Origin of the sequence: Paraburkholderia sp. BL25I1N1 (genome assembly GCF_003002025.1) — a bacterium.
Lineage (GTDB): Bacteria > Pseudomonadota > Gammaproteobacteria > Burkholderiales > Burkholderiaceae > Paraburkholderia.
Genome location: NZ_PVZB01000005.1, coordinates 190317 through 214723, shown reverse-complemented (window position 1 = coordinate 214723; position 24407 = coordinate 190317). Strand labels below are relative to the sequence as shown.

The window sequence follows — 24407 nt, the reverse complement described above, 5'->3', positions numbered from 1 at the left end:
CTCATTGCAGCGTGAAGCCGTACGAATTCCCGCCGCCGGAATAGTAGGGGCTCGAATTGAACGCGCCGCTGAAATCGCCACCACCAAAAGATCCAGTCGTGCCGCTGAACAGATTGCTAAAGCCGCCCGCGTTCTGCACGGCATTTCCCACGCCGCTAATTCCCTGGGAGACGGCGCTACCGAGCGCCCCCGCACCCTGCGATTGCGCCTGAAACGGTACGCTCTGCGCGCCCTGTCCGTAGTTCATATAAGGAATGGTTTGACCCATGATCCCTTCGGCCGGTCCGTACACGTTCTGGTTCAGGAACGAGCCGTACGTGTTCGCCAGGTTTCCCGGAGTTGCAGCGATAGTCTGCGCGGTCTGATATGGCAGTGCGCCGGACTGCAGCTGATACCCTGGCACCGACGCGGCCTGCTGATCCGCCAGCTGCCCATAGTTGCCGGCGGTGTTCGCCGCGCCGGTATAGGCTGACAAACCTTGCGTTGCGCGCGAAAGCTGATTGTTCTGCCAGTCGATATTGAAGTTCGACATCGCCTGGTTCGCAACGCCCGCTCCTGCCGCCGACGAGCCCAAGCCGTACATCGAATTGGTCGCGCCAGTCTGATCCTGAAGCTGCTGGGCCGTGCGGCTGTAAAGCGCGCTTTGCGGATCGAGCGCCAGGTCATAGACCTGCTGCCCTGCGCCGAGCAGCGACTGCTGCGTTCCGTAATTGCCGTACGCCTGCTGTTCCATCAAGCCCGCCAGGTTGCCGTAGTTCGATGCTGCACCGTTCGCGGCGGTCTGATACGCAGGTCCGTACTGGTTACTCGCGGTGACACCGCCCTGCAACGAGCCCAGAGCGTACTGGTTCAGGTTGTTCGCACCATAAACGCCATTGATCCCCGACAGCAGGCTTTGCCAGGTCTGGTCAGCAGTGCCAAGACCCGTGGGCACATAGTAGCTGGGGCCGCTGCCGGAACTCCCGCCCGAACCTCCGGACGTAGATGGGGAGATGGCGCTCGACACCGCGGCGCCCGCAACACTGCCGACAACTCCTGCCGCAAATCCCCAAGGCATGGCTCACCCCTTCATCAATGTTTCGGCATCGGCCACGCTTTCCGCATGGATACACAGCCACGTCAGGTCCGTCAGCGCCTGGATGCGATGTACGCGGCCCGCCTTCACTTCGATCATGCACGGCCCGTCAAGCACGCTCAGTTCACCGTCCACCTCGAGCAGCGCGCGCCCCTGCGCCAGATAGCTCAGATGGTCGTAATCGTGGACGTGCTTCTCGACCTCCTGCCCCATCTGCAGGACCTCTTCACGCGCGTACACGCCGCCGGCCGAGAAGTGATGTTTGATCATTTCTCACACCTGATGCACACGATCAGCGTCATGCGATCGGTGTCCCCTTCGTTGACCACCTCATGTTCTTTCGTGTTGTCGAAATACCAGATGTCACCGGGCGCCATCACCACCCTCTCATCCTCCACGCGGTTCCAGCATTGGGGATTGCTCTGCAGCACGACGTAAAGCTTCGTGTTGTAGTGGTGGACATGCCAGTTGTCGTCGACATGCGGCAAAACCCGGCCGCCGGCCGGAATCTTCGTGATCATCACACCGCCCAGGCGCGTGCCTTCCACTCGAGCCATGAGCCCGAACACGATCGGCCGCAACTGCGGCAGTGCATACCATTCCGGGTACCAGACGGCGTCGTGCGGTTCGTTGAACCCCGACATGTCGCCGCTTTTCCTGTACGGCTTGATGTCGTTGTAACGAAGCCATATGTCCGACACGTCGGCGTGCGGAGAGCCTTCCGTCGCCGTGCGTTCCGTGTGACGGTTCCACAGGCCGGGCTGTCGGGCAATGGCGAGCAACGTGGGCGCCGTATCGATCCCGGCGCCGATTTTCACGAAATTCCTCATGCGGCTCCCTTGATCCGTTCAGCAACGTGCAGGCCGCCCAGACCGAGCATTCCGAGCGTGAGAGTCGAAAGCTCGCTCAAGTCCATCGGCGGCAGATTGAGCGGGTGGCCCGCCATCTGTCCGACGGCGTTTGTCAGCGGCTGCAGCACGAAATTCCACGCATAACCCGCCACACACACCCAGCCCATTCCGCCGCGCCAGTGCTGGAGCGGATCCGCGCTCTGCGCTTCGGCCTGATTGATCTGCATCTGGCCTGTGATCTGCGCGAGCTCGCCAGTCTGCTGCAACTGCAAGAGCTGGAGTTTCGCGGCCGCAGCCTGAGCAGGGTCTGGCCAGATCCGGTCGATAACGTCGCCGACCACGTTAGTGACAGCGGTAATGGGGTCGAGCGCAGCCATCACGCAGCTCCTTTTAAAAGGTTATTCGCGATCCGGTTGGCCCAGCCATGACCGAACGTCGGCCAGGTGGGTCGATCACCGAGATATTGCAGGCGGTAGGCAAGGAAGCGCATCACGATCCGGCAAGGATCAACGGCATTAACCGCAGCGATCGTCACGGGTCCGATATTGCCGTCGACCTTCACACCCGCGGCCGTCTGAAGCCAGGTTACGGGCTTTCCACCGTTGTATGCAGCGTCGAACACCTGAAACGCAACGCGCGGATCGAACTGGTCGCAGTAGTACGGATTCCAGTAGACCATCTTCGCGATCTGTTTCGCCGTGCTTTGTGGGAGCATGCGCATCTCGCCGGCGTACCCGTTCGCACGCGCCACGCGGGCGGTAATTCCCCACATGGTCTCGCCGCCCGGATCGGCGGGATTATCCGAATAACCGCCTTCATTGCCCATGAGAGCAACGAAGGCGTCGTCGAACGAGCTCACAGCTTTCCGACCGCCGTCAGGATCTCGGTCACCTTGTCGGCGGTAGCCTTCGCCGCGTCTTCGATGATCGACGTCACCGTGCTTTCGATCGTCGAGAGCGATTGCGCCTTGCCGTGCAAATCGACCAGCGCCGCCAGCTTCTCAGGGATCGATCGGGCGTCAGCGACGATCGCGTTAAATTCCGTTTCGATTCCAGTCCAGATGCTCATGACCTTCTCCTAGAAAAGCTTCTTGAATCCGCCGCCGGCGCCATACGCCGCCGTGGCAATCAGCGCGTACAGGATGACTTTCCACACGAGTGCTAGCACGCCGCGGCCGACATTCAGTTGAAAACGCTGAGTAATACCGACCTCGATCTGCGCCGCGATCGCCTTCACATCAGCCTCTGTCAAAGTGCGGTTATCGTCCATTTGTTTCCCCGTCTGGCAAAGATTTGGTATCGGTGTGGCTCACCTGCCGCTGTGCTGACCGGACTGCGCTATTCAGAATGTCCTGGCGCGACACGATCTCGTTACGCGTCGATTCGACCGCCGCCTGCACGCCCCGCGTATGACGCGCCGTTTCAATCAGCAGAATCGGAAGCCATGCGATCGAGCAGCCGAACTCGTCGACGGGCAGACCCGTGTTCGGGTTCGTGCCCAGCAGATGAGTCCAGAACGTGCAGCCCGATTCGATACAGGGCTTTTTGATGAGCGGGCACTTTTTCATGACTTTTGCGCGATGACCATAGTGACGTAGTTGTACTGCGTGGTGAGTCCGTGTGAATGCGACCCACTGCCCCCGGTACCTCCGTCGGTGGTTTGCGTGGCAACACCACTCGCCGATCCGACATATTGAGGACCGAATCCCACGCCGCCATTCTGGAAAAGTCCAATGCCGTGGGTATGCTGCGGAATCTCCGACGCCGTGAGGGTGTGGCCAGCCGTCGAGACACTGCCGGTGAGAAAGCCGCCAAAGTTGGTCAGACCGCTCTGTACGGTTCCACCGGCTGACGAAATGATGACCGCGTGATTGCCGATCGTCGTGTCGCTGACCCAACCTGTCGGCGCTGCTGCCTGATGAAACGCCATCCGGGTGCCCGACGGCGCGGGGAGCGTGCCCGTCGTCACATATGATCCGGCCGGCTGGTACGATCCGGCCGGCTGGGCATTCGCATTGACAGCGTTGATGATGAAATTCAGGTTCGTCATCACCTGGGATGCGTCAGCTGTGTTTCCGTTCGCCAACGTGACTGGTAGAGCTCCGATGATCGACATGTTTTACCCCTGATTCGTATATCCGGTGTCCGCATACCGCGCGTAGAAGGTGCCGATCTGGACGCCCTCTGCGGACGTCACCATCACATCGATAGCCATCTTCTGGAACACGAGAGCGGAGGTCCACGGGATGCTATACACGTGAGGAATGCTGAAACTCGATGCCCAACTCTCCGCGCCCCAGAGAAAACTGCCCCAAAGAGAGCCAACAGGCGGCGTTTGTACAAAGGTCGAGCCCAGCGTATTGTTCTGGTCGTCGTACGCTGTGATGTTGTAAGTCGTGGAGAGGCCGGACGATGACAGCTCGATCGTCGATTCCACAACCTGAACTACCGCCATGTGGTTGGTCTTCGGGAACGTGGAAGAGCGCAGATGACCGGTGAGATTCGTGCCAGCGTCATTGAACGTGCTGTTCGAATTCGGAATGGTCGAACTGACGAACAGAGCCGCCCCTGACGCGGCGCCAGAAATGACAAACTGATTGCCGTATTGTGCGGCGCAGTCATAGGGAAACGAATGCGGTCCGGTCCAGCGTTTGCGCCGGATGTCGTACCAGTAGTCATTCGTCTGCGCCTGTCCCTGGACCAGCGTCGGCACGCACACGCGATAGATGTTGCCCGAGAACGCTGCTGAAATCCGCGACGGCTCCGTGGTGTTCTGAAACGGCACCTGAAGGTCAGCCGGGAAGTCTGTACCCGGCCGGCTCGATAGCGGTACAAGCGTGCCGAGGAAGTTCAGGATGTACGGCGCGTCCTGCCCTGCGAAGAATATCCCGAACGGCCCCTGCACGATGCTGCGCGGCGCGATGCATCCGGTCGTCAGCGTGATGTAGTTCAACGCGAGATTGCTCGTCGTTGGATCTCCAGTCACCTGCCAGATCTGCGAACTCTTGAAGATGACCAATGCACCGATTACGCCAGCTGATGTTGTCTGAATCGGCAATCCGGAGAACGCTGTAATCGGCGTTGTGTCGCCGACGGTGATTGACTGGGATGCATTGGTCCGCGTGGTCGGCACCAGCACGTCGCTGAAATAGTCGACGTTGCCCACCGCGTAGTGCGCCCGGTTGTTGTAGTTCGCGACCGCGGTCGGCACGCCAGGTAGCGCGTTGGTCGCCAGGTTCGACGAAGACCACGCCGGCGCGGCCGGATTGGTGATGTCGATCACCCCGAAAAAGTTGCTACCCGTTCCGCTGAAACCCGGGTGCGTGACGAGAATCTTTGTACTCACGACGGCCATTGTCGGCGGGGTCCACGCACCACTCGTCGCCGGGGACGTCGGCGTATTCGCGGACGTGACGCCGGAAATCGAGATGAACGTGTTCGTCAGGATGTTGTACGCGAAAGGCTCATCCTTGCCTGCATTGCGGCCGCTCGACACCATGCCGTACGCGACCACACCAATGACAATCAAGACCGAGACGAAAGTCGGGGTGGTGAAACTCGAGAACGTGGTGGAGGCAGCGCCAACGCCCGGCCGGGAGACCACCAGCTCAGGATTCGCCTGGTCGAAAACAAGGTTCGTCAGAAGCTGACAGGCGCCCGGAAAGGCCTGACTGGAATCGAACGCATCACAGAGCCCTTTGGGCGTGAACTGTACCGGCTTGCCATTTCGAATCGCCATGGCATCCCCTAGTCGGTGATCTTCGTCGGCTTCAGCGTCCGGTTTGAATGGAAGCGCCGCGGATCGAGACGCACCGACTTGACCACAGCCTGCTCATCTCCTTCCATGATCAGGTGCGTGCGCAGCATGGCTTCGCATTGCGCGCGCCACGACTCCTGACGGGTATCGTCCGTTTCGCCCATCAGTTCCACGGCCGTCGCCTTGATCAGGTAGTTCTGATCGGGAAACCACGGAATGACCGTCGACGTCTCCGGCGTGGTGATATCCGGCTGCTTGACCATGTAGCGGTGCGTCAGCACGATCTGCCCTGACGATTGCGGATAGATATAAAGACTGCCCGCCGAGCCGGCCGCCTGCGCACTCGTCTCGTCGAGGAGAATCGTCATGTACTCGTACGGATAGTTCGCAATCGATGGGTCTTTGAATTCCTGGTCCCATTCCTCGGTCGAGATCGGATTCAGGAAATAAGGAAGGTTGTTCTGCTGGAAGAACAGATCGTATGTGCGCAGGTAGTTCAGCGGCAGCGTGAACGGACCGTAGTTATTTGCCTGCACCGTGACGAATTCGGTGACCCGGTTGATCTTCAGGTCACGATGCAGCCAAAGGTCCTCCAGGACCATGTTCAGATAGATGCCGCCCTGCTGGATGAAGCCAGCGCATTTTGCGATCGCGCAGGCGCGCGCGACGATCTGACTGGCCTGGAGGTAGGCCATTTCATACCCCGGCGCGAGCGTCGGCGATCTTCTGGGTCGCCTTCAGGAGTTCTCGCTCGATGCCGTCGAGTTGCGCCGGGTAGGTCTTCAGGTTCGCCTGCTCCTGACTCGTCAGGCTCTTTGCTCCCGCCTTGCCTGCTGCTTTCGCATTGCTGCGTTCGAGCAGATCCGCGTACGCCTTCGCGATGTCGTCCCGGGCTTTCGAGTATTGCTCGATATGCGCCTCGATAACCGGGATCTCGAGCATGCGCTGCTGACGCTGCAGGGACTCACGTACGAGGTCCATGCGCGCATCCAGCGAATCCTTGTCTTCGCCATCGAGCAGATAACCGCTCGCCTGCAGTTGTGCCTGATTCGGAGCAGGAAGTGTGATCGAGAAATTGCCGATCACAGTTGCAGGTGCAGCCGTAACTTCCGGAGAGGCCGACATTTTTTCAGACATGGTTTGTCCTGAGAGTTGATGAGAAATTACTGCCGGGCCCACGAGGGCACCGCGCCAGCACCGAGCACCTTGTTCTGTGCCTTCCGGTATGGATTGAAGGCGTGCCCGTTGATGTCGTTTTCGTGAACCCACGTGCGCGCAACCATTTCCTTGATCGTGCGCAGCGTGTCCGTATCGAACTTGTACGTCTCGCCGTGCAGGTACGGTTTGCCATTGATGCGCAGATCCGTTCCACCACACGGCGCGAGGTCGACCCGGTACCACCACAGATCCTTGCCGTCCTCGGACTTTCCGGCGAAGCGCTCAACCACCGAGGTCGTGAGCAGCGACGACTGGGCTTGAGCCGAAAGACGGGCCGACTCTTCCTCGGCCACGTCCTTCGCTGCACTCAGCTTTTCGTTGTCCGCTTCCAGCGCCTTGATGCGCGCGCGAAGCGACTCGATCGATTCCCCCCGAGCCGCTGCGTCGACCATCTCGTCCGGATTCTCGCGGGTGATACCCTGGTCCGCAGACAGTCCGACATCGGCTTCCGTCATTTCCGGAGCCGACGGCTTGGCCGGCTCCTGCGTATTGCGTGCGACCATCAGTTACTCCTTACGGGGTCGTGATCGTGCCGCCCTGATAGCCCGGCGCGAATGCAGAACTGCATTCGACGCGGGCCAGGAAGGCCGTGTTGAGAAGAATCGAGCCGTAGAAGACCTTCCACGACACGACGCGCGTCTGATTCAGCGGATCCGACTTGTCGGCGCCCGTCAGGTAATGGAACTCGGGGTTTTCGAGCAGCACCTGGCCGTAGCTGTGATTGCCGATGAAGATCACCGGGAACACTGACACGCCGTTAGCGGGGGCGGCCGGCGGCGTCTGCGTTACGCCAACACCCGTCAGCGTGACCGTCTGGCCCGGCTGCAACTGCGTAGCCTGACCGGCGAGGACACCCGTCACCGGGACACCGTTACCGATCGCGGTAGCAAGGTTCGACGGGCTGCTGGTCGTGCCGATATACACGTTGAAGATGTAGTTCGGGAACGACGGCAGCGTGACCGCAATCGATCCGGTGGGGCCCGTCACGTTGATCGAGGCCGATACCTGGTAGATTGTCTGCTCGACGGAGGTCAGGGCCGGCGCGGCGGTGACCTGGATGAAATACGTGCCGGTGGCCAGCTGGCCGCCGGAGGTCGACGCCGCGCCGTTGATCTGGGCAGCACCGGTCCAGTACGGCATCATGTTCGTCTCGACGAAGCGGATACCGCCGAAATCGCCGAGCTCGTTGTTATAGAGACGGTTCACGTCGCTATACGCCCAGGCTTGCTGGACCGACGAGTTCTCGCGCATGTCCTGCGCCGAAAACGGGCTGATCAGGGCGACGTAGTGCTGCTTGACCGCCGGGGACTTCGACGGATCGCGGTAGGCGCCCGCCTCGATCATCATGTCTTCGCGCTCGTCGCCATTGAAACGCGGAACGCCGTAAGCCGACATCGAAGCGAACAGACGGTTCGATTCGTGCGGAGACATAACGTCGGCCGCGACCAGCGCAGCGCGGTTCGCAACGCCCCCTGCATAGTTCACCTGAGGTGCCGAGAGCAACGTGTTGAGCGTATTGCGTTCGAGCGTTTCCGGCATCTGCAGCCCAACCAGTTCGCAGGCTTGCTGGAAGAGCGGATGCTTGATGGTCAGGTTTGCGACGTCGGTGATGATCACGCGATCGCCCCATTGCTGCGCAGTGGCGCTCACCTGTTGCAGAGTCATCGACTCGCCCGGGGGCGCGACGCCTTCCTGCAGCGGCGCATAAGGCAGCGGCAGGCGCTGGTAGCGCGACGCGGTATAGGTCGTGCCGCGGTTCGAGTCGAGCTTCAGCGGTTTGCCGAACTGGTAGGCGACGAGCTGACGGCGCGCGAGCGGTTCAACTTCTTCCTGGATGTACGCCTCGACGTCAGCCGTAAAGCTCGACGAACTATTCGTCACACCCGGGAGCAGGAGGCCCAGCAGAAGGGCCGTGATTTTGGTCAACATGGATTTCCCCTTGCTGGTCAGATATTGAGGTTTTCCAGTCGCGCGGCGCGCTTCTGGTGTTCGGTTGATCCGCGCCCGGACTGGACATTGGAACGAACCGCCGGCGTGCGGCCGCGCGGCACATCTGCGGCCGGCGTCTTCGCCTTGGCTTTCGGCTTGAGCTTGCCGTCGGCAATGTCCTTGCCGAGCATGTGGTAGTAGATCGCCTCGCGCGAAGCGTTGCGACCGTGCCGGCGCTCTTCGGCGAGCGCAGCTTCCACCCTGTCGCGATAGCGCGCGCGGTGTGGATCGGCGGCGACCTTCGATTCGAACGTCGTCCGGTCATTCAGATCCTGAGCCTGGAACAGCGCCGCATTGGCCGCGCGTTGGCTATCACGCAGCACCCGATTCGAATTGATCTGCCAGCGTTCGGTTTCGCTCAGGTCCGCAGCGCGAAGGCGCTCTTCCTCGCGCTGGAATTCGACATCGACCGGCGCCGTCGGAGCACCAGTGCCGCGCATGCGCTCTTCGGCGATACGACGTGCTTCCGCCATGGACGCTTCGATTCCCGCGAGGCGGTCATCGGTAGTGCGCTTCGGCGCGGCGCGTGGCGTCGGTTCGACGAAATCGAAGTCGATGTCTTCGTCATCGGTTTCGCTTCCCGCCGGGTCGACCGGGTCAGCCGGATCCGCTGCGGGATCGACCGGATCAACAGGGTCTGCGGCCGGATCATCAACGCCAGGAAGCAGAAGACCAAGAAGCAATTTCAGGAGCTTGCTCATGTTGACCTTTACGATTGTGTTCCAGTGCCGACCGACTGGATCGTCGCGGTCGTCGCGCTCGTGATCGTGATGATGAAATCGCGCCACGTGTTTTGCGCCATCGACATGGTGCCGGCCAGCGTCCAGCCGGTATTCGTTGTGACGGTCCACGCGAAAGCGCCAGATGAACTGTTGATGACGCGCAGCTGGAAGCTGAGCCCGACCGGGTTGTTCTGGACAACGCTGGGCAGTGCGGCGATCAGTGCCGCAACGGTCGGAAGCTGCATGTTTGCAGCGGCCCCGAGCGCACCGGTGAGATTGAGGAAGTTCTGCGCAGCCCCGGAGACCTGCTGGGGCACAGCGGTGAAACCCGCCGTGTTGGTCGCCGCGTTATACCCGGTTTCCTGGAACGGATTCATGCCCAGGATGGCATTCAACAACCCGACCTGGTCGGGCAATGCTCCGTTGTCCGGAACGATCGGCGTATTGCCCGCGCCGATTTCCGGGAAGAGAAGGCCAATCAGTTTGGCCAGAATCGTTTTGCGCACGGTGATCTCCTGATCAGGGTTGCGCAAACGGTACGTTTATTTCCCGGACTGCTCAAACAGTCGATGACGGTTGTGGCGGCTCACCAAATATTCCGTTCGAATACGTGGACCCGATTCCCGCGTATGTACCGTCCGGAATCTGCACGGCTGTCTGTCCGTCGGGTGGTTGCCATTCGGATTGGCCGTCCCACACGATCACGTTGACGACGACACCATTTTCGACAAGCGCATAGTTTTTCATCAGGAAAACTCATAGACGATTATCAGTCCGGCGGTTCCACTGCCTCCGCCCAGCGCCGACGATGAAATGTTGTTGGCTGCGCCACCGCCGCCCGCACCAAAACCGGAAGCATTGTTGGCGCCACCACTTGAAGCCTGGCCACCTCCTCCGAAAATGCTACTTGCACCACCACCACTTACACCGCCGCCGGTGTTATAGACGCTTATCCCGAACGTGCTTGCGCTGCCCCTTGAAAGGAAAATCGACGTGACGCTCGTGGTAGCGATTGCGCCACCGGCAGCTATACCGGCCAGGGCCTGTGCGTTCGTCAATGTCTGTGCAGTGCCAGCCGGACCACCGGCGCCGCCCGGACATACGAGCCAGGTTCCGATGCTGGTCTGGCCACCCGCCGAGCCGGCATTGGCACCAGCAGCACCGCCACCGCCGGCAGCGCCGATCGTCACCGTTTGCGATGAAAGCGACGTCACCCGCGCGCGGCCAAATGCGCCCGATCCGCCGCCACCACTGACAGCAACCTGCGTTGACGACGTCGCGCCGACACCACCGCCACCGCCGCCGGCGCCTACGCATTCAATGACGGCCGAGCTTGCGCCTGCAGTGGGCGTGTACGTTCCGCTTGAAGTGAATACCTGAACGTTGAGAAGCCGGCCGCTGCCGGCCGCTGCCTGAACAAAAGCGGTCGTCGCAATCTGCGTGGTACTTGTGCCGGCCGTTGCGGTGGGCGCAGTAGGCGTGCCGGTGGCGTTCAGATTACTGATCGTCGGGGCTGTGCCGAACACAAGCGATCCGCTACCCGTTTCGTCCGAAACGATGCTGGCGAGCTGTGCTGATGTCGTCGGGGCGAATTGCGCGAGCGTCCCACTCGTCACCGCAAGCCCGAGCGTCGCGGCGCTTTGGAACGAAGGATCTGCGCCCGTGCCGGTTGAGGCCAGTAACGTGCCGCTCGCGCCGGGCGCGACAAATCCCACCGCCGACGAACCCTCGCCGATGAGCACGTTGTGCGCACTGAGCGCGTTCTGCCCGGTCCCGCCGCTCGTCACCGCAAGCGGCGTGCTGAGCGACGCAGTAACGCCCGCAATCGTGCCGCCGGTAATGGCCACGTTCGAGGCATTCTGGTTCGCCATCGTCCCGGCGGCAACGCCATTGACCTTCGAAACCGTTGGGTTCGGATAGAAGCCAGACAGATCCCCACCCGCCGGCCCGGTCGGATCGCTCGCGACGCTGTTCTCTCGTTCGTCACCTGATTGGCAAGCGCGTTGAAGCCCGCCTGAATCTGCTCCGGGGGCACGTCCTTGCCTTCGGCACGCACCTGCGGAGGGATGATGCGGAAAGCGTCAGCCATCGAGTGCCTCCAGACGTTGCCGTGTGTTTGGATAGATCGGGCTCGACGTTTGCGGAAAACGCAGCAGGAACCGACGCAGGCCAACGCCGTGGCCAAGCGCGACCGCGTGCGCGTCGGCGGCGAATTCCTGCCGACGGCACTGCTCGAACACCCACGTCGGGCGGAACAGGATCTGAAGCGAGAGCACCCACCAGAGACGGCGCAACGGGTCGCAATTGCGCAGATGTCCCTGCTCATGCGCGAGCACCGCAGACTTTTCCTCATCCGTCAGGCGCGTGAAGAATTCTCCGGTCTGGATGGTGCCCCATGGCGTGCAGCGGGCGACGTAGCGTTTCATCGCGGCCCCGCATCAGGCGACGCAAGCTGATCCGGATGAATCATGCCGGGCGGTCCCTGCGGCCGCGGCTGCCCCGGTTGAGCACCCGGGCGCGGCGTACCGGCAACTCCAGGTGCCGCGCCGCCAGGCACACCGGGCTGACCTTGAGGCTTCGGCTGCTGCGCCTGGAGTTTGGCCTGCATGGCCTGCTGGTGCTGCTGGATGTGCGCGCGGAACAGCCCTGCCAGATCGCCGGTGAGCTGCGCGGCACGCAGATGCGAGGCGAGGTGCGCGCGGTCGTCGTCGGCCTGATGCACCTCGGCCGCCAAGCCGTTGTGCATCATCAGGTTCTCGTCATCAGGCTCGAGGTGGAACATGTTGCGTTCGTCGATCAGGATCCGCGGCGCAACTTCGGGGCCGAAAATCTGCTCCGTGCCGAATTCAAGGATCGGGCCGATATTCAGACGCCGACCGTCGAGTTGCTGCGGCGGGATGCCGCGCAAGACGTTCATCCACGCGATCATCTGCTGCATGCGCTGCAGGTTCTGCTGGTAGGACGTACCGCACCAGCGGAAGAAATAGCGCTCACCGAAGGCCTGCGGCGGAATGACCTGCAGGTTCGCGCGCGCGCCGACCTCGCCGAGTACTTCGACGGTCAACTCCTCCGTGCGGAACTGACGGTCGAGCTCGAACATCCATTCGAGAAGCGGATTGAGCATGACTTCCTCATACCGCTTCGCGTTGTCGATGATGTTCGATTCCTGCGCCTGCGCCTGGGCGGCCATCTGTGCCTGATTCTTCCGGCCTTGCGGCGCCTTGCCGAGCATGGCATCGTTGACGTCCATCGACTCGTTGATCTGCCCTTTCAGGTTCTCGCAGAGCGGAATCGCATCCTTGTAGATCGCCGGGAAATTCGCGAACTTCGTCTTGTTCGGATCGGTCAGCCAGACGGCCGCGAGGCCCACCACCATCGATTGATAGTTCGGGTTCGAGAGCGGGTCGACCATCGTGATCGGCAGCAGACTGTATTGCGCCGAATCCTGGCCCATATTCCAGAAGTCATTCAGGTTCCACTGCAGGAACTTGACGGGTTCGATCTTGGAGATGCCGAAGAATGATCCGGTGATGCGCTCGATCGGGGCTGAGAGGATCGGGCGTTTTCCAGACCAAAATGGATTGCGGATAATGCCAAGAATTTCGTCCTGACCTGCGAAATAGACGTAGCAGGGTTCCCGACCATTTCCGAGGTCGAGGTTGGTGTGCGTTTCATAGATCAGCGCGTACTTGAACGTGCCTTCAGTGCGGATACCGGCGTCGCCGGTGCGGCGCTTGGGCGGAACGTACTTCTCCCGGCCGCCGTCAGGCTTGGCCAGATTGTCGACCAGATCCTTCGCCGAATGCCCGAGAAAAATGCCCTCGTCGATAAACTGCTGAACCGCTTCCCTGTCGAGTCGCAACCGGATCGTCGTGGCGGTGGCTTTCTCAATGCTGTTGCAGGTCGGTGGCAGGACGGCGAGATCCTCAGTCGCGAAGGGAACGATATCCGGACCCTCGATCGTCACGTCCTTCGTTTCGGTTTCCCATGACCAGTCGTCGTCGTCCGCCGCGACATCCTGAACCTCAAGACCGAGTTCGCTGTTTTCAAGAATCGGCGGCTTCCTGATGAGCTCGCGCACACGACGTTGAGTCTTCGACCAGTCAATGTACAGATTCCATTGGCCGGTCACGTCGCCCGCGATCAAGTCGGCTCGAACCGCATCCTTCACGCCCGCCGAGCGGATGTGATGCTCGAGCAGGCTGATCTGCGAAAACGGGATATTGCCGTCTGGACCGGTGGCGCCCACGTGCTTGTGATTGACCGGGAGCAGTTGCGCAAGCGTGCGCTTCATGCGCGCATTGACCGCGTTACGCACCGCCGGAATGTAGCACTGCGAATTTCCGGAATACTGGGCGTTTTCGTCAGGCTGGGCGTTGTAGATGGCCCAATACTCCTGGCAGCGGTCCATCTGCTCCTGCTTGTTCTCGTAGCATTTCGCGATCTTGGGGTAGAGCTTCGCCGCCTCGATGTACGCTTCCGAGTCGGGCTTGTCGGCCCAGTTCTCTACCTCTTCACCCGTTTTTTCAGCGTCAAGCGCCCGCGAGTCCTGTGTTTCGACTGCGGGGCTGTCATCCTTCTTTTTATCTTTTTTCGCGCGCGCCATGGATTAGCCGATCACCTTGCCGCGAAGCCGGCGCTCAGCCGACGTCCCGGTGTTCCGGTCCTTCGGCACACGCTTCGGCCGGTCGTCGACGTTCGACTTGTACGGCGACTTGCCGAAGAATTCGTTGACGTCGCGCGACACCGAGCGCGTGCCCTGATATTCGCGGCGCTTTTTCATCACAGCCCCTTGCGGCCCATCTTCTCGCGCATCGGCCCACCCTTCAGGCGCTCACCCACCTTCTCGGGCTTGCCGTAGGCGCCGCCCTGCTGCTTCGATTGATAGAAGTCCGTCGGCTTCTGCGTGGGGGCCTTCGGGGTAATCTTGCGGTCGATAGCCATGTTCATCTCCGTGGCAGGGTTGTGACGTACGAGGCGCCTTGCGGATTGACGGCCATATGGATGCCTTCCGGCAAGGCCGTGTCCCGTTGCGAGCTAAGCGCCTGGACCGCGGATTCCAGCCCTTCGATCAGCGTTCGGTGCGGCCCGGTCTCGGGGACATTACCTTTATTTCCCGCGCGATCGATTGGAAAGTTGTATCCACCGGCCAGAGCATTGAGGGTGTGTTTCGCGCTTTCCTGATCAACCTGGAAGAGGCGCCGCGCCTTCGCTTCTGTGCGGATCAGAGGCGACAGTGCGCCCCGGGAGACGTTCAGATACTCACCTCGCATCGGGTAGAGATTGACAGCGCGCAGCGCCGCGACAACCGGCATGCGGTCGGCCTGATCCATGACATCGGCCGGCACCCATGCGGTGAGGCGCGCACGCGGGAACATCGCGCGCACCAGTTGCACGATGTCGTTCACCGCCTCTTTGGGCGGTACCGGCGAGATCCAATCGGCCACCACCACCATGCGCTGCCCTTCGATGCAGATGAGTGCGGCCGTCGTATCGGCGCCGTTCGAGTTGAACGCGAGGGCCATCGGATGCTGCTGCGACGGCTCGTAGTAGGACACGATGTTCCACTGGCCGAAGTCTTCGTACACGGGGACCCCCGAGAACACGCGCTGGAAATACGCGAGCGCGTTCAGGATGTCGCGCTTGCCGGAAGGGAAATTCTGGATCTCGGCGACGAGCTGGGCGTGCGCGCCGCGGCCGCCGACGAGCACGATGTCGCCGGCGAGCAGGAACGGCTGAATCCCCATGATGAACTGCGTCTTGTCGCGATCCTGCGGCGCACTCAACGGCTTGAGCGCAAGCGTCACGCCGCGGCGTAGCATTTCGGCGCGCATCGGCTGCAGAAGCCACTCGTCGAGAGAATTCTTTTCGATCGCCACGGCCGCGTCGCCGAAGCGCGACGATGTCGCGAATGCATCCTCGATGACCTCGTCGGGTTTCCAGAACGCGCCGATCGATGAATGCACCAGAATCTTTGTCCCCAGCCGGCTCACCACCACACGCCCCGACCGGTCGCTCTTCTTCACATTCGTCGTGCGGGCCGGATCCGTGATGACCACCTTCGGCAACCACGGCGCCGGGTCAACCGCGCATTCGGCGATCTGTTCGGTCTCAAACGGCTTGTCCTGCGTGCCAATCGCCAGCAGCATGTATTCCTGCATGAAGCCGCGGAGCTGGCCGGCGCGCTCCATCTCGTCGCGCTTCTTGCGCACCCACTCCATCGGATAGCGATCGGGCCACAGCGCCACGGTCGACGGATCATCGATGTCGCCGTTGCAGATCGGAAAGCGCCGCGTCGTCCAGTCCGGGTTTTCGCGCAGCCTCGTCACGAGACAATCCTCGGCAAGCGGCGTCTGCGTGAAGCGGATTTTTCCCTTCACCTTGTCCATTGCCGGCATCAACTCGAGATAGAGCTTGTTCATCGACGCGCTCACCGCCGACGCGTCCTTCACCCGCTCCTTGTTCTCGATGTCGTCGAGGTACGCGCGGTCCGGCCGCAGGTCATGCCACTTGAAGCCCCGAAGTTCTTCTTCCCATCCATGCGCCTCGAGCAGCACGCCGTTCGGCAATTCGATCTGATGCTCGTTCCACTTCCGCCCGTCCTGCCTGAGTCTGCCGAAAAGGCTCTGCAACTTCATGTTGCGCAGCGCCTCGTGCTTGATCGCCTCAAGACGCTGGCAGGCCTTGGTGTAGGTCTCGCCGATAATCAGGCAGTATCCAAAATTGCCGAAGGCCGCTTCGAGCAGCAGGAACTCCTCCGACAGCGTCGACTTGCCGCCCTCCCGGAATGCCTCAATGAGAACGAACTCATCCTCCGCACGCCACAGGTCCATGACCTCGACGTGAAATGCTGGTGAGGCCTGCGGATGACGATGCGGAAACATCATCGCTGACGCGAGTGCCCGATCCTCGGAAATCGCCTTGAGCAAGGCGGCGTTGCTGAGACTCATACGAATCCTCCGTTGCGAAGGATCATCGGTGTTTTTCCTGTGCGCAGATCGGAGAGGCGTCCCCCGAATTCTGTGCACCCCGTCCGGCGGGGCCCCGGGTGGTCCCAGAGTTGCGAATCGTTCTCGTTCAGAGCCGTTTTACCGAGGGTAAACCCGTACAAAACAGGCTATTACACGACATTATCTTTATAATGTCGTGCAGCCTTGGCGGGCCGATCTGCTGCGGTGTGGCGCGTTGTCGATGGCGGCCGGATGCGTGTTTTCCGGGCTGACACGGCACCCGAACCGGCCACCTCTGCCCTCTTTCGATCCCTCCTGTCCGAGCCTTTCCTCGCGCGTGTGCGTGCGCGTGAGGCGATACGGCTCGACGGGATTATTTCCAGCGGTGGGGTCTCCGTTGCGTAGCAGTACGATGGCGCGGTTCACACCGGAGCCTGCGATGATGACCTACGCGATCTTCACGCCGAGCGGCGAGCTGTTGGCCTACTACTCGTCAGAGGTGCCGCCGACTCTGGAGCAGATGGCAGACCATTGCGCCGAGATCAACGGCTTCGCGGATCGTGACGAATGGGTGGAAGTGTCGGGCGCTGATTCAATCGCTTACGCGCCGCTGCATTGAAGTGTTGTGCGGTCGCAAACGCACAGAAGATGTAATATTTTCGGTGTGTGATCGGTGTAACGTTAGGCGACGTATCCGTGCAGTCGAGCCCAACCTTCAAAAAACAACGAATGTTCACTCATTACGCGAATCCAGCGGTAGCCGCTAATATGAAGGCGACAAACGAACTTTGGGGTAGGGTGGGCGCGCTAGGTGTCGGCAAGCCCACTGCCAGGGCGTACCATGGTTCGCACGACCCGGCACTTTTAAACTCCGGGTCAAAGAAGGCTGTCGAATTCGATACGAGCGTAGCACCTACGCGTTCGGCGATATGGTTTGGCTCGAAAACTGCGCTATGGGAAGATGGAACGTCCGGCACCACAACTGTTTCGATGACGGTGACGGATAAGTACGGCAATACCTCCTCGGTCGATACGATTATCGTTCCGATCTCGGTTACTGGAGTCTTCTAATGTCATACAGAATACTCAAGATCAGCGAACTCAGAGACCCGGGGGACATGCAGCCTGCGATTGTGCTGGACTCCCCGATCAATGATGTGGCTCGCCACCTGAATGCTCACCCAACGCTTATCGACGGTGACGAGCGCTCGTGGCGCTTGCTTGTTGATCTGGATGGGGTTCAGCTGGCCATGATTGCCTATGAAGGCGATCCCGGGTTCGTGCACATCTACGTCACCGACAACGCGATTCAGGATCGTGGACCGTTCAAATTCGAGAAGCTTCTCAGCAAGCTTCCGCTCCGCCATGTCAAAGCAGGATGGTGGGAAAGAAAGGATGTTCCCGGTTGGCCGGGCAATCATCACCGCTCTTTCGTGATCAACAGCAAATATGCGACTGGTGGAGCGGGACCGGGCGGAGATTATTCGAATGCCTGACCTTCTGCACAGGGCGTGACTTCCCACCCGCTAAAAAAAGTGGTTTGCTAAGCCGCGGGCGGTATATCCGGACTCGTCGACCTGCTGCGCCTTTGTGCGTTCAGCCATTCCGGTCGGTCGTGGCGGGGCGACTCCGCCATTCATCCATGTTTATTGAGCCGGCGCGACACCGGTGAATCTCAGGGCTGGGCTAATGGCCCCCGCTCGGCCTTCCTTCTACCCCGCTTGACCTATTCGCGGCATCTTTCTGCGGATGGCGCCTGAGCGCTTCGACGAGCCTCGCATCTGCACGTTCGACGCATGCGACACACCACAACGGACCACGATGGCGAACCATCTCGATCGTTGTCAGTTGCCACTCGGCGCCGCACGACGGGCAGATAACGGAATCAGGCTTCATCGAAAAAGAAGCCCCGACCTGCGGGGCTAAACTCTCATCGAGCGTTGGAGACGAAGACACTCTACGAATATTTCCTGCTCTCAGGCAGCGACGTTGGTGCGTCTGATGATGCTGTTCATGACGTCGCATAGCTCCTGCGCTGTGGGCGCGACGGGCCGCGATGTTCCGGTCTGCGGCAGCACCTTGGACGTGCGCACGTACGTCCATGGACGCGGACCGATCGACGTCCGGTGCCGGTTCATCGCGCGCGCCCCGCGGACAACGTAGCCTTCGGCTATGAGCAACTTCAGGCATTTGCACGCACAACCACCGGTGAAATCGCCGGCTGCGCAGATCTGCGTCTGGGTGAGAGGGCCCGCGGCGTCGAGCAACGCGCATATTGCCCGGGTGCTCGAATCCTTCCGGTAGAGTTCGCGGATGGTTGGCATATCAGGACCCCACCCAGCTCGAAACGACGCGCTCGAGTTCTCCGACCGAAGGAATGCCGAACGGTTTGTCAGTGGCTTCCTTTTCGCGCCGCCGCGCGCGCGTGACGACGGCTGATTGCGAAGTACTCGCCACCGGGGCCGGCATCGGCTTCGATGTCATGCGGTACTGGCGCGGGTAGCCGCCGCCGCAAACGAACCCTTCCTTCATCAGCGCCTGGACCTGACGTGCGATCGCGCGAGGATGAACGCCGCGCGCCGCCGCGATCGCCGCGATGGTCATTCCGGGCGTGGCGCCGAGCAGCGCACAGATTGCGCGTTGCGGAGAACCTTTCCGCTCGATCTGCTTCATGAACGGCTCGCCTTGTACGTCGAATTCGGATAAATCTCGTTGCCGTGGACATGCAGGCGGGGACCGTTCTCGACCTCGACATAGAAGTAGCCGCGTTGCTCGGTCGACGGTCCGACAAGCCTTCCCCGCTCCGGATTGCCGCGGTACACAACCCGACAGTTCCACTGGCTCCCGTCGCGCGAGCCAGCAAGAGCTAGCGTCCGCCTAAGGAGTTCGGCCACGTCTGTTCGCTTGACTCCCTGCACGAGCAATCCGCGCTGCGAGCCGGTGTCCATAGCTTCGGTGATCATCGATTCGGTGACTTCGAGCTTTGCCATGTTTTCCCCATCGTAAAATTTGACCAACCGTGGCCATTAGTTCTGCTCAGTAGGACCTGCTCTTCAACCCCAACACCACATCCCTACGATCTCTGTCCCGAGGTGAGCAGACTCAGCCCATCCTGGGAGAGCCTTTACAACGTGACCTGTCCGTCGGATCGCATTGACTCGCCAGCCGTTCGGTCTCGGGCGCTAGCTTCGCCACCCTTATCGGTATTTCAGACCTATCCCCCAGTACCGAGTCTTCCCGCGCCGCTGGTGTTAAACCGTGTCCGCCCAGCGCGGTGCCTTGCTGCCTTCAGGAGCCTCGTCGAGCCTCCATGAGCTTCTGGCACACGGCCATCACGCCGGCGCGCTTGTGGAGATCATTGGCGTCCTCTCCTACCCGGTCGCTCATCGTCCATGACACCCCGGTTTTGATCGCCGCCCGCTGCCCTGCGCCCGACTCGTCGTTATCGGCGAAGAGGTACTTCCGGCCGATCACCAAGGGCGCCACGGCTGCCATGTTGGAGTCGTTGAAGCAGATCAGGACCGCTGCGTTAAAACGGAGCTGGCGCGCCGCCATCTCGATCGAGAGGCCGGTCGCGTAGTCTTCACACAAAATCGTTTCCGTCGCCCGGGAAGGACCAATGCGGAACACCGCCCCACTTGCATTCATGCCGAAAACCATTTTCTTGCGCCACTTGAGGTCGTCGTAGTCCCACCAGATCGACTGAACGCCACGCAGCTCGCCATCAAGCGAGCGCATCGGGACGATCAATCGGTTATCGGGAGCCACAAGTCCACGAGCCTCAGGAATCCCCTTGTAGTGGAGATAGTTGTGTTCGCTGACGATTGCTGCGGAGATCAGCTTTTCGGCTTGCGCAACAGCGTTCTGCCGGCGACGGATCAGTGCCTTTTCCTCGGCACGTCGCTTCACGGCCCAGGCTTTCTTTTCCTCTTCTGTCCACGGACGGGCATGGGGATCGTCGAACCAGATGACCTCTGATTGCCCATCCCACGCCCTCACCCAGCCGCGGCGGCCGTCGAACATGTACGAGCCGTTCTTCTTGCGCGGATGCGACTCAGTCGCGCATCGGCGGATGCGGCCGGAATCATCAAGACTTCCGATGAGCAGGCCATGGGCGGCGGCGAACGAAACAAAATCGCTCATGCCGCTTCCCTGGCCTTCTTAAAGGCGATGTCCATCGATTTGATTTTCCGCACGATGGCGGCATCAACGGGCACCGGCTCGGTGGAAAGACCCCAAGCCTTGGGCGGCTCCGAGCCTGCGATCTTGCGGAACAGGTGGAATGCGCGCCAATACTGTTTCTCAGAACGGCTGTGCTCACGCGCGTACGCGCTCAGTTGGTCCCAGAGGTGCCGTTGATCGCGTGCGACCGTCTGCTTGCCAATGACGATCTCCCTCATTTCGCCTGCGCGAGCGGCTACGGCAGGGCCAGTTATCGTCTCGTGTCCGCACGACATGCACCGCTTGAAGAACGGCCTGTAGCCACATTTCGGGCACTCTGCTGTCTCCCGCTCCTTCACATCCTTTCGAACGATGCGATCAAGCTTTTCTCCCTGATGAAGCGAATCCAGACCGTCATGGAAAAACTCGGTGAAGTCCTCGATGAACCGGACGATGTTGCCGCTGTGATCGAGCAACAGACAGTCTGTCTTGCCTGTTTCCTTCGATGCCCGCAGACCGCGACCCCACATCTGGATGGCGGTACTCAGGGACTTGCGCAGCGGACGGCAATCGACGACGCAGGAAACGTCCTTGACGTCGAAACCTTTCGCCAGAGCCTCAACGCTGATCAGGACGCGGATCAGAGAGTCGGGCTTCCGATACTCATTGAGAATGCGGTCCCGATCGTCGTCCTTCGTCTTGCTGGTAAATACCTCCGCCAGGATGCCGCACTCGTTGAACTGCCGGCACAGCTCGTCGCAATGCTTGATGTTTGAAGCGAAGACAATGGACTTGCGGTTCTCGGCGTAACGAGACCACTCCGAGACGACATCGCCTACTATCTGCATGCCCCGCTCGGCGGCGGCCTTGTCTGTCCATTCACCGTCAGACGTTTTAGCGCCCTCCATGTCGATGCGCGTGCAGGAAAGCACCCGCATAGGCACCAGATCGCCGGACTGCGTGAGTTCAGACATCGTGGCGGCGTTGATGAGATTCGTGAAAATCTCTCCCAGCCCGTTTGTGAAAGGCGTTGCAGACAGACCGATAACCGTCGCACGCGTGCTGAGAATGTGATCCTTGAGCGTCTTGTAGATCGTATGTGCCTCGTCCACGACGATCAGGTCTGTGTCGTGCCAGCCGCGGTCCATGATCGTCTGCACGCTGGCGATCTGGAACGGCAGATCCATGTTGAACCTCGGGTTTTGCGCCTGGATGATGCCGTGCTGATGGAGGCCATAGGCAGATGCGACCTCGCTCGTCTGCTTGATGAGCGACTTGCGGTCGCAGACGAAGGTGGCCTTCTTGCCGATCTTCAACGTGGCGTGGGCCAGCTTGAGACCCAGGTATGTCTTCCCCGCCCCGGTCGGGGCAACAAGCATCTGACGACGATGTCCGTCACGTCGGCCAGCGATGATCTTTTCGATAGCGGGATCCTGAAAGCCACGTGGCTCAGGAAATGTCGCGCGCTCGTAGTCGGGGAGAAAACTGAACAAAGGAGCGTTCACTTTCCCCCCTTGTCTTTGTAGCCGTGCTGTTCGGCGATCTTCTTCCACCGCTTCGCGGCCGATTCCAGCGCAACCTTTTCGTTCATCAGGCCCGTCTGGCGTTCGCGCAACACAGCGATCTCAGCGCGCAACCGGGCGATCTCCTGAGCCTGCGTATCGACCAGCTTCAGGGCTGCGGCGATCTTGTCATCCGCATAGGAAACCTCAACAAGAGCGTCATACTTCTCGCGGTCGGCACGTTCCTGCTGCTCGAGAAAAGCGATTTCTTCCGGGCTGGGACCGTAGTCGCTCTCCGATGAGGACTCCTGAGCGGAGTCGTGACGCGAAAAATCGGAGGTTGTGCCTGCCTCAGGTTGATCTTTACGTTCGATCTGTCTCACCGCCTTGGGCAGACTGATTTCGCCGTGCGCGACCCGCTTGACCAGATCGGGATCCGCCTTTGCCACTTTGTCAGCCATGCGCTGGGTACGCTCACTGGCGCCTGACCTTGCCGCTCGGTCAGCAACCGTTTCAAGCGGCAACGTTGCCGCTTGACCGAGGGAATCCGGCAACGTTGCCGGATTTACCGGGCGCCCCACAGTTTGAGAATTCAGCCAGTCAGTAGCTGCGGCCACGATCGCGGCATGCTGGCCCGGGGTAAGGTGCCGGCGGTGAAGGTTCACCGAAAGCACGTACGACAGCAGATCGTAGTCGCCCAGATCCATGTCCGAGGTCAGCGGCTCGATACCAAGTTCCACGCAGGCGCGGTAGCGATTCCCACCGTCGAGAATCATCCCGTCGTGCAGAACGATCGGCTGCAACTGGCCGTTCGCTTCGATATCAGCCTTCAGCGATTCGAACTCGACGCCTTCGAGACGAGGAAACAGCGTGCACAACGGATGCAGTTCGAGGCTCATCAGGAAGCCTCCAGACCCAGAAGACGGATCAACGGCGATACGGCCCGAAACGGCAGAAATCCGTGATTGTGTGCGGCCATGACGGCGCGCTTCAGAATGGTCGCCATGGCGGACCTCAGGCGACGTCTTCGGTGTAATTCAGGGGGTCCGCGATCCAGCGTAAAACGTCGGAATTTTTATATACGGCGCAGGTTTCCGAGAGCTTGATAGCTCGCGGCGCCTTACCTTCCAGACCGAGCTTGCGCCACGTCTCGCGGCCGATCGGCAGAAATGGTTTGATCTGCGGCCATTTGGAAAGGCCGGTGGTCGGCAGCACCGGAGGCTGCGCGGAAGGGGTTTGTTGGAGGTTTGACATCTGTCCGCCGCAATCGTGAGAGTTGGGATGGACAGATGCTATGCGGCGATCAATTCCGGAAATCTCAATTGAGGTAAATTTCGACTCAATTGAGTTTGTGGTTACCTATTTGCCCCACGCCGGCGGTCGACTGCCGCATCAATCTGCTTAAGAATTTTGTCCACTGTGTTCACAGAAAGTGATGCACCGATTCGGTCAGTGAGACTCGCGACTGCTTGCGCGCGCTTGTATCCCTCTGGTAGGCGATCACTCAATGCAGTGATCAGCGCTCCGATCACAGTCAGAAGTGAGTTTTTCTCTCTTGTGTTGATGGGCCCATCAGGCTCAGCTTTTATGCCTTGCGAAGTTTCAGAACGGAGCTTTTGCACTTCCTGAAGCAGGCGCCGATACTGATCCGCCCGCTCACTTTCATCCGATGATCTGTACGTCTCGAGAGCGGCGGCGTCGTACGTGCCTAGGGCGGCCGTTCCAGGAGAGTAATGCGTAGCTATCTCGTCGATAATCGCGTCGGAAAATTCGATTTCTGTTTCCTCGTGATGCGCAATCCAGTCCCCGGTATCAACGTCACGTTCTAGACACCAATCGCGGATGTCGTTGATCGGCACAATGGTATAGATTGGATCGATTTCATCGTCGATGTTTCGCGCAACAATCGCCGCGCTCAGGCGGCCCGTTTCCACTGACTTCAACAGCGCACGCTCGAATTTGTCGCGCGACGCTTTCAGCTTGCCGCTGGGCTCAAGTTCTGAAGCCATCCACCAATGTGCAAAGTCGCCGTTGTTCGGTAGGTCAGCATCAATTTCAGACTGATCGCGAACATCATTGTCCAAAGCGATTAGAAACGCTGCTTTCCGGATGGGTACCGTTTGGAAAAGCGAGCCGGTGAGCGCGTGCGCCCGATAGAGATCTTCGTATGGCATTTCGCGCCC

33 protein-coding genes are annotated in these 24407 nt (G+C 60.5%); 2 read left to right on the top strand and 31 right to left on the bottom strand.

Translation table 11 applies throughout. From position 1 onward, the window contains the following. Nucleotide 1: 1 nt before the first annotated feature. The 23 genes from B0G73_RS09715 to B0G73_RS09615 all read right to left on the bottom strand — a co-directional run bounded on the left by B0G73_RS09715 (nucleotide 2) and on the right by B0G73_RS09615 (nucleotide 16561). Nucleotides 2-1057 (bottom strand): hypothetical protein, encoded by a 1056-nt coding sequence (locus B0G73_RS09715; protein ID WP_146144163.1) that lies wholly within the window; start codon nucleotides 1055-1057, stop codon nucleotides 2-4. Between the two features lie 3 nt (nucleotides 1058-1060). Further along, nucleotides 1061-1345 carry a cupin domain-containing protein gene (locus B0G73_RS09710; protein WP_106280157.1) on the bottom strand — a complete coding sequence of 95 codons (285 nt, stop codon included), beginning with the start codon at nucleotides 1343-1345 and terminating at the stop codon, nucleotides 1061-1063. Next, entirely contained in the window at nucleotides 1342-1893 is a 552-nt protein-coding gene (locus tag B0G73_RS09705; RefSeq protein ID WP_181196522.1) for an aspartyl/asparaginyl beta-hydroxylase domain-containing protein, read from the bottom strand. The genes B0G73_RS09710 and B0G73_RS09705 overlap by 4 nt, the downstream gene beginning before the upstream one ends. Before the next feature lie 8 nt (nucleotides 1894-1901). Then, nucleotides 1902-2303: a 3TM-type holin gene (locus B0G73_RS09700; protein ID WP_106280153.1), complete on the bottom strand. Its 402-nt coding sequence runs from the start codon at nucleotides 2301-2303 to the stop codon at nucleotides 1902-1904. Next, a complete protein-coding gene (locus B0G73_RS09695; protein WP_106280152.1) occupies nucleotides 2303-2785 on the bottom strand; it encodes a glycoside hydrolase family 108 protein in 483 nt (160 codons plus the stop codon). The genes B0G73_RS09700 and B0G73_RS09695 overlap by 1 nt, the downstream gene beginning before the upstream one ends. Then, nucleotides 2782-2994: a hypothetical protein gene (locus tag B0G73_RS09690; RefSeq protein ID WP_106280150.1), complete on the bottom strand. Its 213-nt coding sequence runs from the start codon at nucleotides 2992-2994 to the stop codon at nucleotides 2782-2784. The genes B0G73_RS09695 and B0G73_RS09690 overlap by 4 nt, the downstream gene beginning before the upstream one ends. A gap of 9 nt (nucleotides 2995-3003) precedes the next feature. Beyond that, nucleotides 3004-3195 (bottom strand): hypothetical protein, encoded by a 192-nt coding sequence (locus B0G73_RS09685; RefSeq protein WP_106280148.1) that lies wholly within the window; start codon nucleotides 3193-3195, stop codon nucleotides 3004-3006. Continuing rightward, nucleotides 3185-3493 carry a hypothetical protein gene (locus B0G73_RS09680; protein WP_181196521.1) on the bottom strand — a complete coding sequence of 103 codons (309 nt, stop codon included), beginning with the start codon at nucleotides 3491-3493 and terminating at the stop codon, nucleotides 3185-3187. Before B0G73_RS09680 ends, B0G73_RS09685 begins: the two co-directional genes overlap by 11 nt. Beyond that, nucleotides 3490-3975 (bottom strand): hypothetical protein, encoded by a 486-nt coding sequence (locus B0G73_RS09675; RefSeq protein ID WP_106280146.1) that lies wholly within the window; start codon nucleotides 3973-3975, stop codon nucleotides 3490-3492. The genes B0G73_RS09680 and B0G73_RS09675 overlap by 4 nt, the downstream gene beginning before the upstream one ends. A 69-nt stretch (nucleotides 3976-4044) precedes the next feature. Next, nucleotides 4045-5664 carry a hypothetical protein gene (locus B0G73_RS09670; protein WP_106280144.1) on the bottom strand — a complete coding sequence of 540 codons (1620 nt, stop codon included), beginning with the start codon at nucleotides 5662-5664 and terminating at the stop codon, nucleotides 4045-4047. Nucleotides 5665-5672: 8 nt separating this feature from the next. Next, complete coding sequence (locus B0G73_RS09665) at nucleotides 5673-6377, bottom strand: hypothetical protein (protein WP_106280143.1); 705 nt, start codon at nucleotides 6375-6377, stop codon at nucleotides 5673-5675. Nucleotide 6378: 1 nt separating this feature from the next. Continuing rightward, entirely contained in the window at nucleotides 6379-6819 is a 441-nt protein-coding gene (locus tag B0G73_RS09660; protein WP_146144162.1) for a hypothetical protein, read from the bottom strand. Nucleotides 6820-6845: 26 nt separating this feature from the next. Further along, nucleotides 6846-7403, bottom strand: a complete 558-nt coding sequence (locus tag B0G73_RS09655; protein ID WP_106280139.1) for a hypothetical protein — start codon at nucleotides 7401-7403, stop codon at nucleotides 6846-6848. A 10-nt stretch (nucleotides 7404-7413) separates the two neighbouring features. After that, on the bottom strand, nucleotides 7414-8829 hold the full coding sequence (locus tag B0G73_RS09650) for a N4-gp56 family major capsid protein (protein WP_106280137.1): 1416 nt from the start codon (nucleotides 8827-8829) through the stop codon (nucleotides 7414-7416). Nucleotides 8830-8846: 17 nt separating this feature from the next. Beyond that, a complete protein-coding gene (locus B0G73_RS09645) occupies nucleotides 8847-9590 on the bottom strand; it encodes a hypothetical protein (protein ID WP_106280135.1) in 744 nt (247 codons plus the stop codon). Between the two features lie 8 nt (nucleotides 9591-9598). After that, nucleotides 9599-10117 (bottom strand): hypothetical protein, encoded by a 519-nt coding sequence (locus B0G73_RS09640; protein ID WP_146144161.1) that lies wholly within the window; start codon nucleotides 10115-10117, stop codon nucleotides 9599-9601. A 52-nt stretch (nucleotides 10118-10169) separates the two neighbouring features. Further along, complete coding sequence (locus B0G73_RS09635; RefSeq protein ID WP_106280131.1) at nucleotides 10170-10358, bottom strand: hypothetical protein; 189 nt, start codon at nucleotides 10356-10358, stop codon at nucleotides 10170-10172. Then, nucleotides 10358-11482, bottom strand: a complete 1125-nt coding sequence (locus tag B0G73_RS09630) for a hypothetical protein (protein ID WP_106280129.1) — start codon at nucleotides 11480-11482, stop codon at nucleotides 10358-10360. The genes B0G73_RS09635 and B0G73_RS09630 overlap by 1 nt, the downstream gene beginning before the upstream one ends. A gap of 210 nt (nucleotides 11483-11692) precedes the next feature. Beyond that, nucleotides 11693-12037, bottom strand: a complete 345-nt coding sequence (locus tag B0G73_RS09625; RefSeq protein ID WP_106280127.1) for a M48 family metalloprotease — start codon at nucleotides 12035-12037, stop codon at nucleotides 11693-11695. Further along, nucleotides 12034-14217, bottom strand: coding sequence for a hypothetical protein (locus B0G73_RS09620; RefSeq protein ID WP_106280125.1), 2184 nt, complete (start codon nucleotides 14215-14217; stop codon nucleotides 12034-12036). Before B0G73_RS09620 ends, B0G73_RS09625 begins: the two co-directional genes overlap by 4 nt. Before the next feature lie 3 nt (nucleotides 14218-14220). Then, a complete protein-coding gene (locus tag B0G73_RS40450; protein ID WP_181196520.1) occupies nucleotides 14221-14394 on the bottom strand; it encodes a hypothetical protein in 174 nt (57 codons plus the stop codon). Continuing rightward, nucleotides 14394-14555 (bottom strand): hypothetical protein, encoded by a 162-nt coding sequence (locus tag B0G73_RS40445; protein WP_181196519.1) that lies wholly within the window; start codon nucleotides 14553-14555, stop codon nucleotides 14394-14396. The genes B0G73_RS40450 and B0G73_RS40445 overlap by 1 nt, the downstream gene beginning before the upstream one ends. Before the next feature lie 2 nt (nucleotides 14556-14557). Continuing rightward, nucleotides 14558-16561 carry a hypothetical protein gene (locus B0G73_RS09615; protein ID WP_106280123.1) on the bottom strand — a complete coding sequence of 668 codons (2004 nt, stop codon included), beginning with the start codon at nucleotides 16559-16561 and terminating at the stop codon, nucleotides 14558-14560. 439 nt (nucleotides 16562-17000) lie between these two features. On the opposite strand from B0G73_RS09615, the gene B0G73_RS09610 reads away from it, so the two are divergent. Both B0G73_RS09610 and B0G73_RS09605 read left to right on the top strand, forming a co-directional pair. Further along, nucleotides 17001-17180 (top strand): beta-lactoglobulin I, encoded by a 180-nt coding sequence (locus tag B0G73_RS09610; RefSeq protein WP_258193250.1) that lies wholly within the window; start codon nucleotides 17001-17003, stop codon nucleotides 17178-17180. A gap of 451 nt (nucleotides 17181-17631) precedes the next feature. Further along, on the top strand, nucleotides 17632-18057 hold the full coding sequence (locus tag B0G73_RS09605) for a hypothetical protein (protein WP_106280122.1): 426 nt from the start codon (nucleotides 17632-17634) through the stop codon (nucleotides 18055-18057). A gap of 480 nt (nucleotides 18058-18537) precedes the next feature. On the opposite strand, the gene B0G73_RS09600 is transcribed toward B0G73_RS09605, so the two are convergent. From B0G73_RS09600 to B0G73_RS09565, 8 genes are all read right to left on the bottom strand, one after another. After that, nucleotides 18538-18885: a helix-turn-helix domain-containing protein gene (locus tag B0G73_RS09600; RefSeq protein WP_106280120.1), complete on the bottom strand. Its 348-nt coding sequence runs from the start codon at nucleotides 18883-18885 to the stop codon at nucleotides 18538-18540. 1 nt (nucleotide 18886) lies between these two features. Then, entirely contained in the window at nucleotides 18887-19234 is a 348-nt protein-coding gene (locus tag B0G73_RS09595; RefSeq protein ID WP_106280118.1) for a winged helix-turn-helix domain-containing protein, read from the bottom strand. Then, complete coding sequence (locus B0G73_RS09590) at nucleotides 19231-19551, bottom strand: dihydrodipicolinate synthase family protein (RefSeq protein WP_146144160.1); 321 nt, start codon at nucleotides 19549-19551, stop codon at nucleotides 19231-19233. The genes B0G73_RS09595 and B0G73_RS09590 overlap by 4 nt, the downstream gene beginning before the upstream one ends. Nucleotides 19552-19849: 298 nt before the next feature. Then, complete coding sequence (locus B0G73_RS09585) at nucleotides 19850-20704, bottom strand: hypothetical protein (RefSeq protein ID WP_106280114.1); 855 nt, start codon at nucleotides 20702-20704, stop codon at nucleotides 19850-19852. Then, a complete protein-coding gene (locus B0G73_RS09580; protein WP_258193249.1) occupies nucleotides 20701-22227 on the bottom strand; it encodes a DEAD/DEAH box helicase in 1527 nt (508 codons plus the stop codon). The genes B0G73_RS09585 and B0G73_RS09580 overlap by 4 nt, the downstream gene beginning before the upstream one ends. Further along, nucleotides 22224-23123 carry a ParB N-terminal domain-containing protein gene (locus tag B0G73_RS09575; protein ID WP_106280112.1) on the bottom strand — a complete coding sequence of 300 codons (900 nt, stop codon included), beginning with the start codon at nucleotides 23121-23123 and terminating at the stop codon, nucleotides 22224-22226. Before B0G73_RS09575 ends, B0G73_RS09580 begins: the two co-directional genes overlap by 4 nt. A gap of 115 nt (nucleotides 23124-23238) precedes the next feature. Next, complete coding sequence (locus B0G73_RS09570) at nucleotides 23239-23478, bottom strand: AlpA family transcriptional regulator (protein WP_106280110.1); 240 nt, start codon at nucleotides 23476-23478, stop codon at nucleotides 23239-23241. 101 nt (nucleotides 23479-23579) lie between these two features. Next, nucleotides 23580-24398 carry a hypothetical protein gene (locus B0G73_RS09565; RefSeq protein WP_106280108.1) on the bottom strand — a complete coding sequence of 273 codons (819 nt, stop codon included), beginning with the start codon at nucleotides 24396-24398 and terminating at the stop codon, nucleotides 23580-23582. Between the last annotated feature and the right edge of the window lie 9 nt (nucleotides 24399-24407).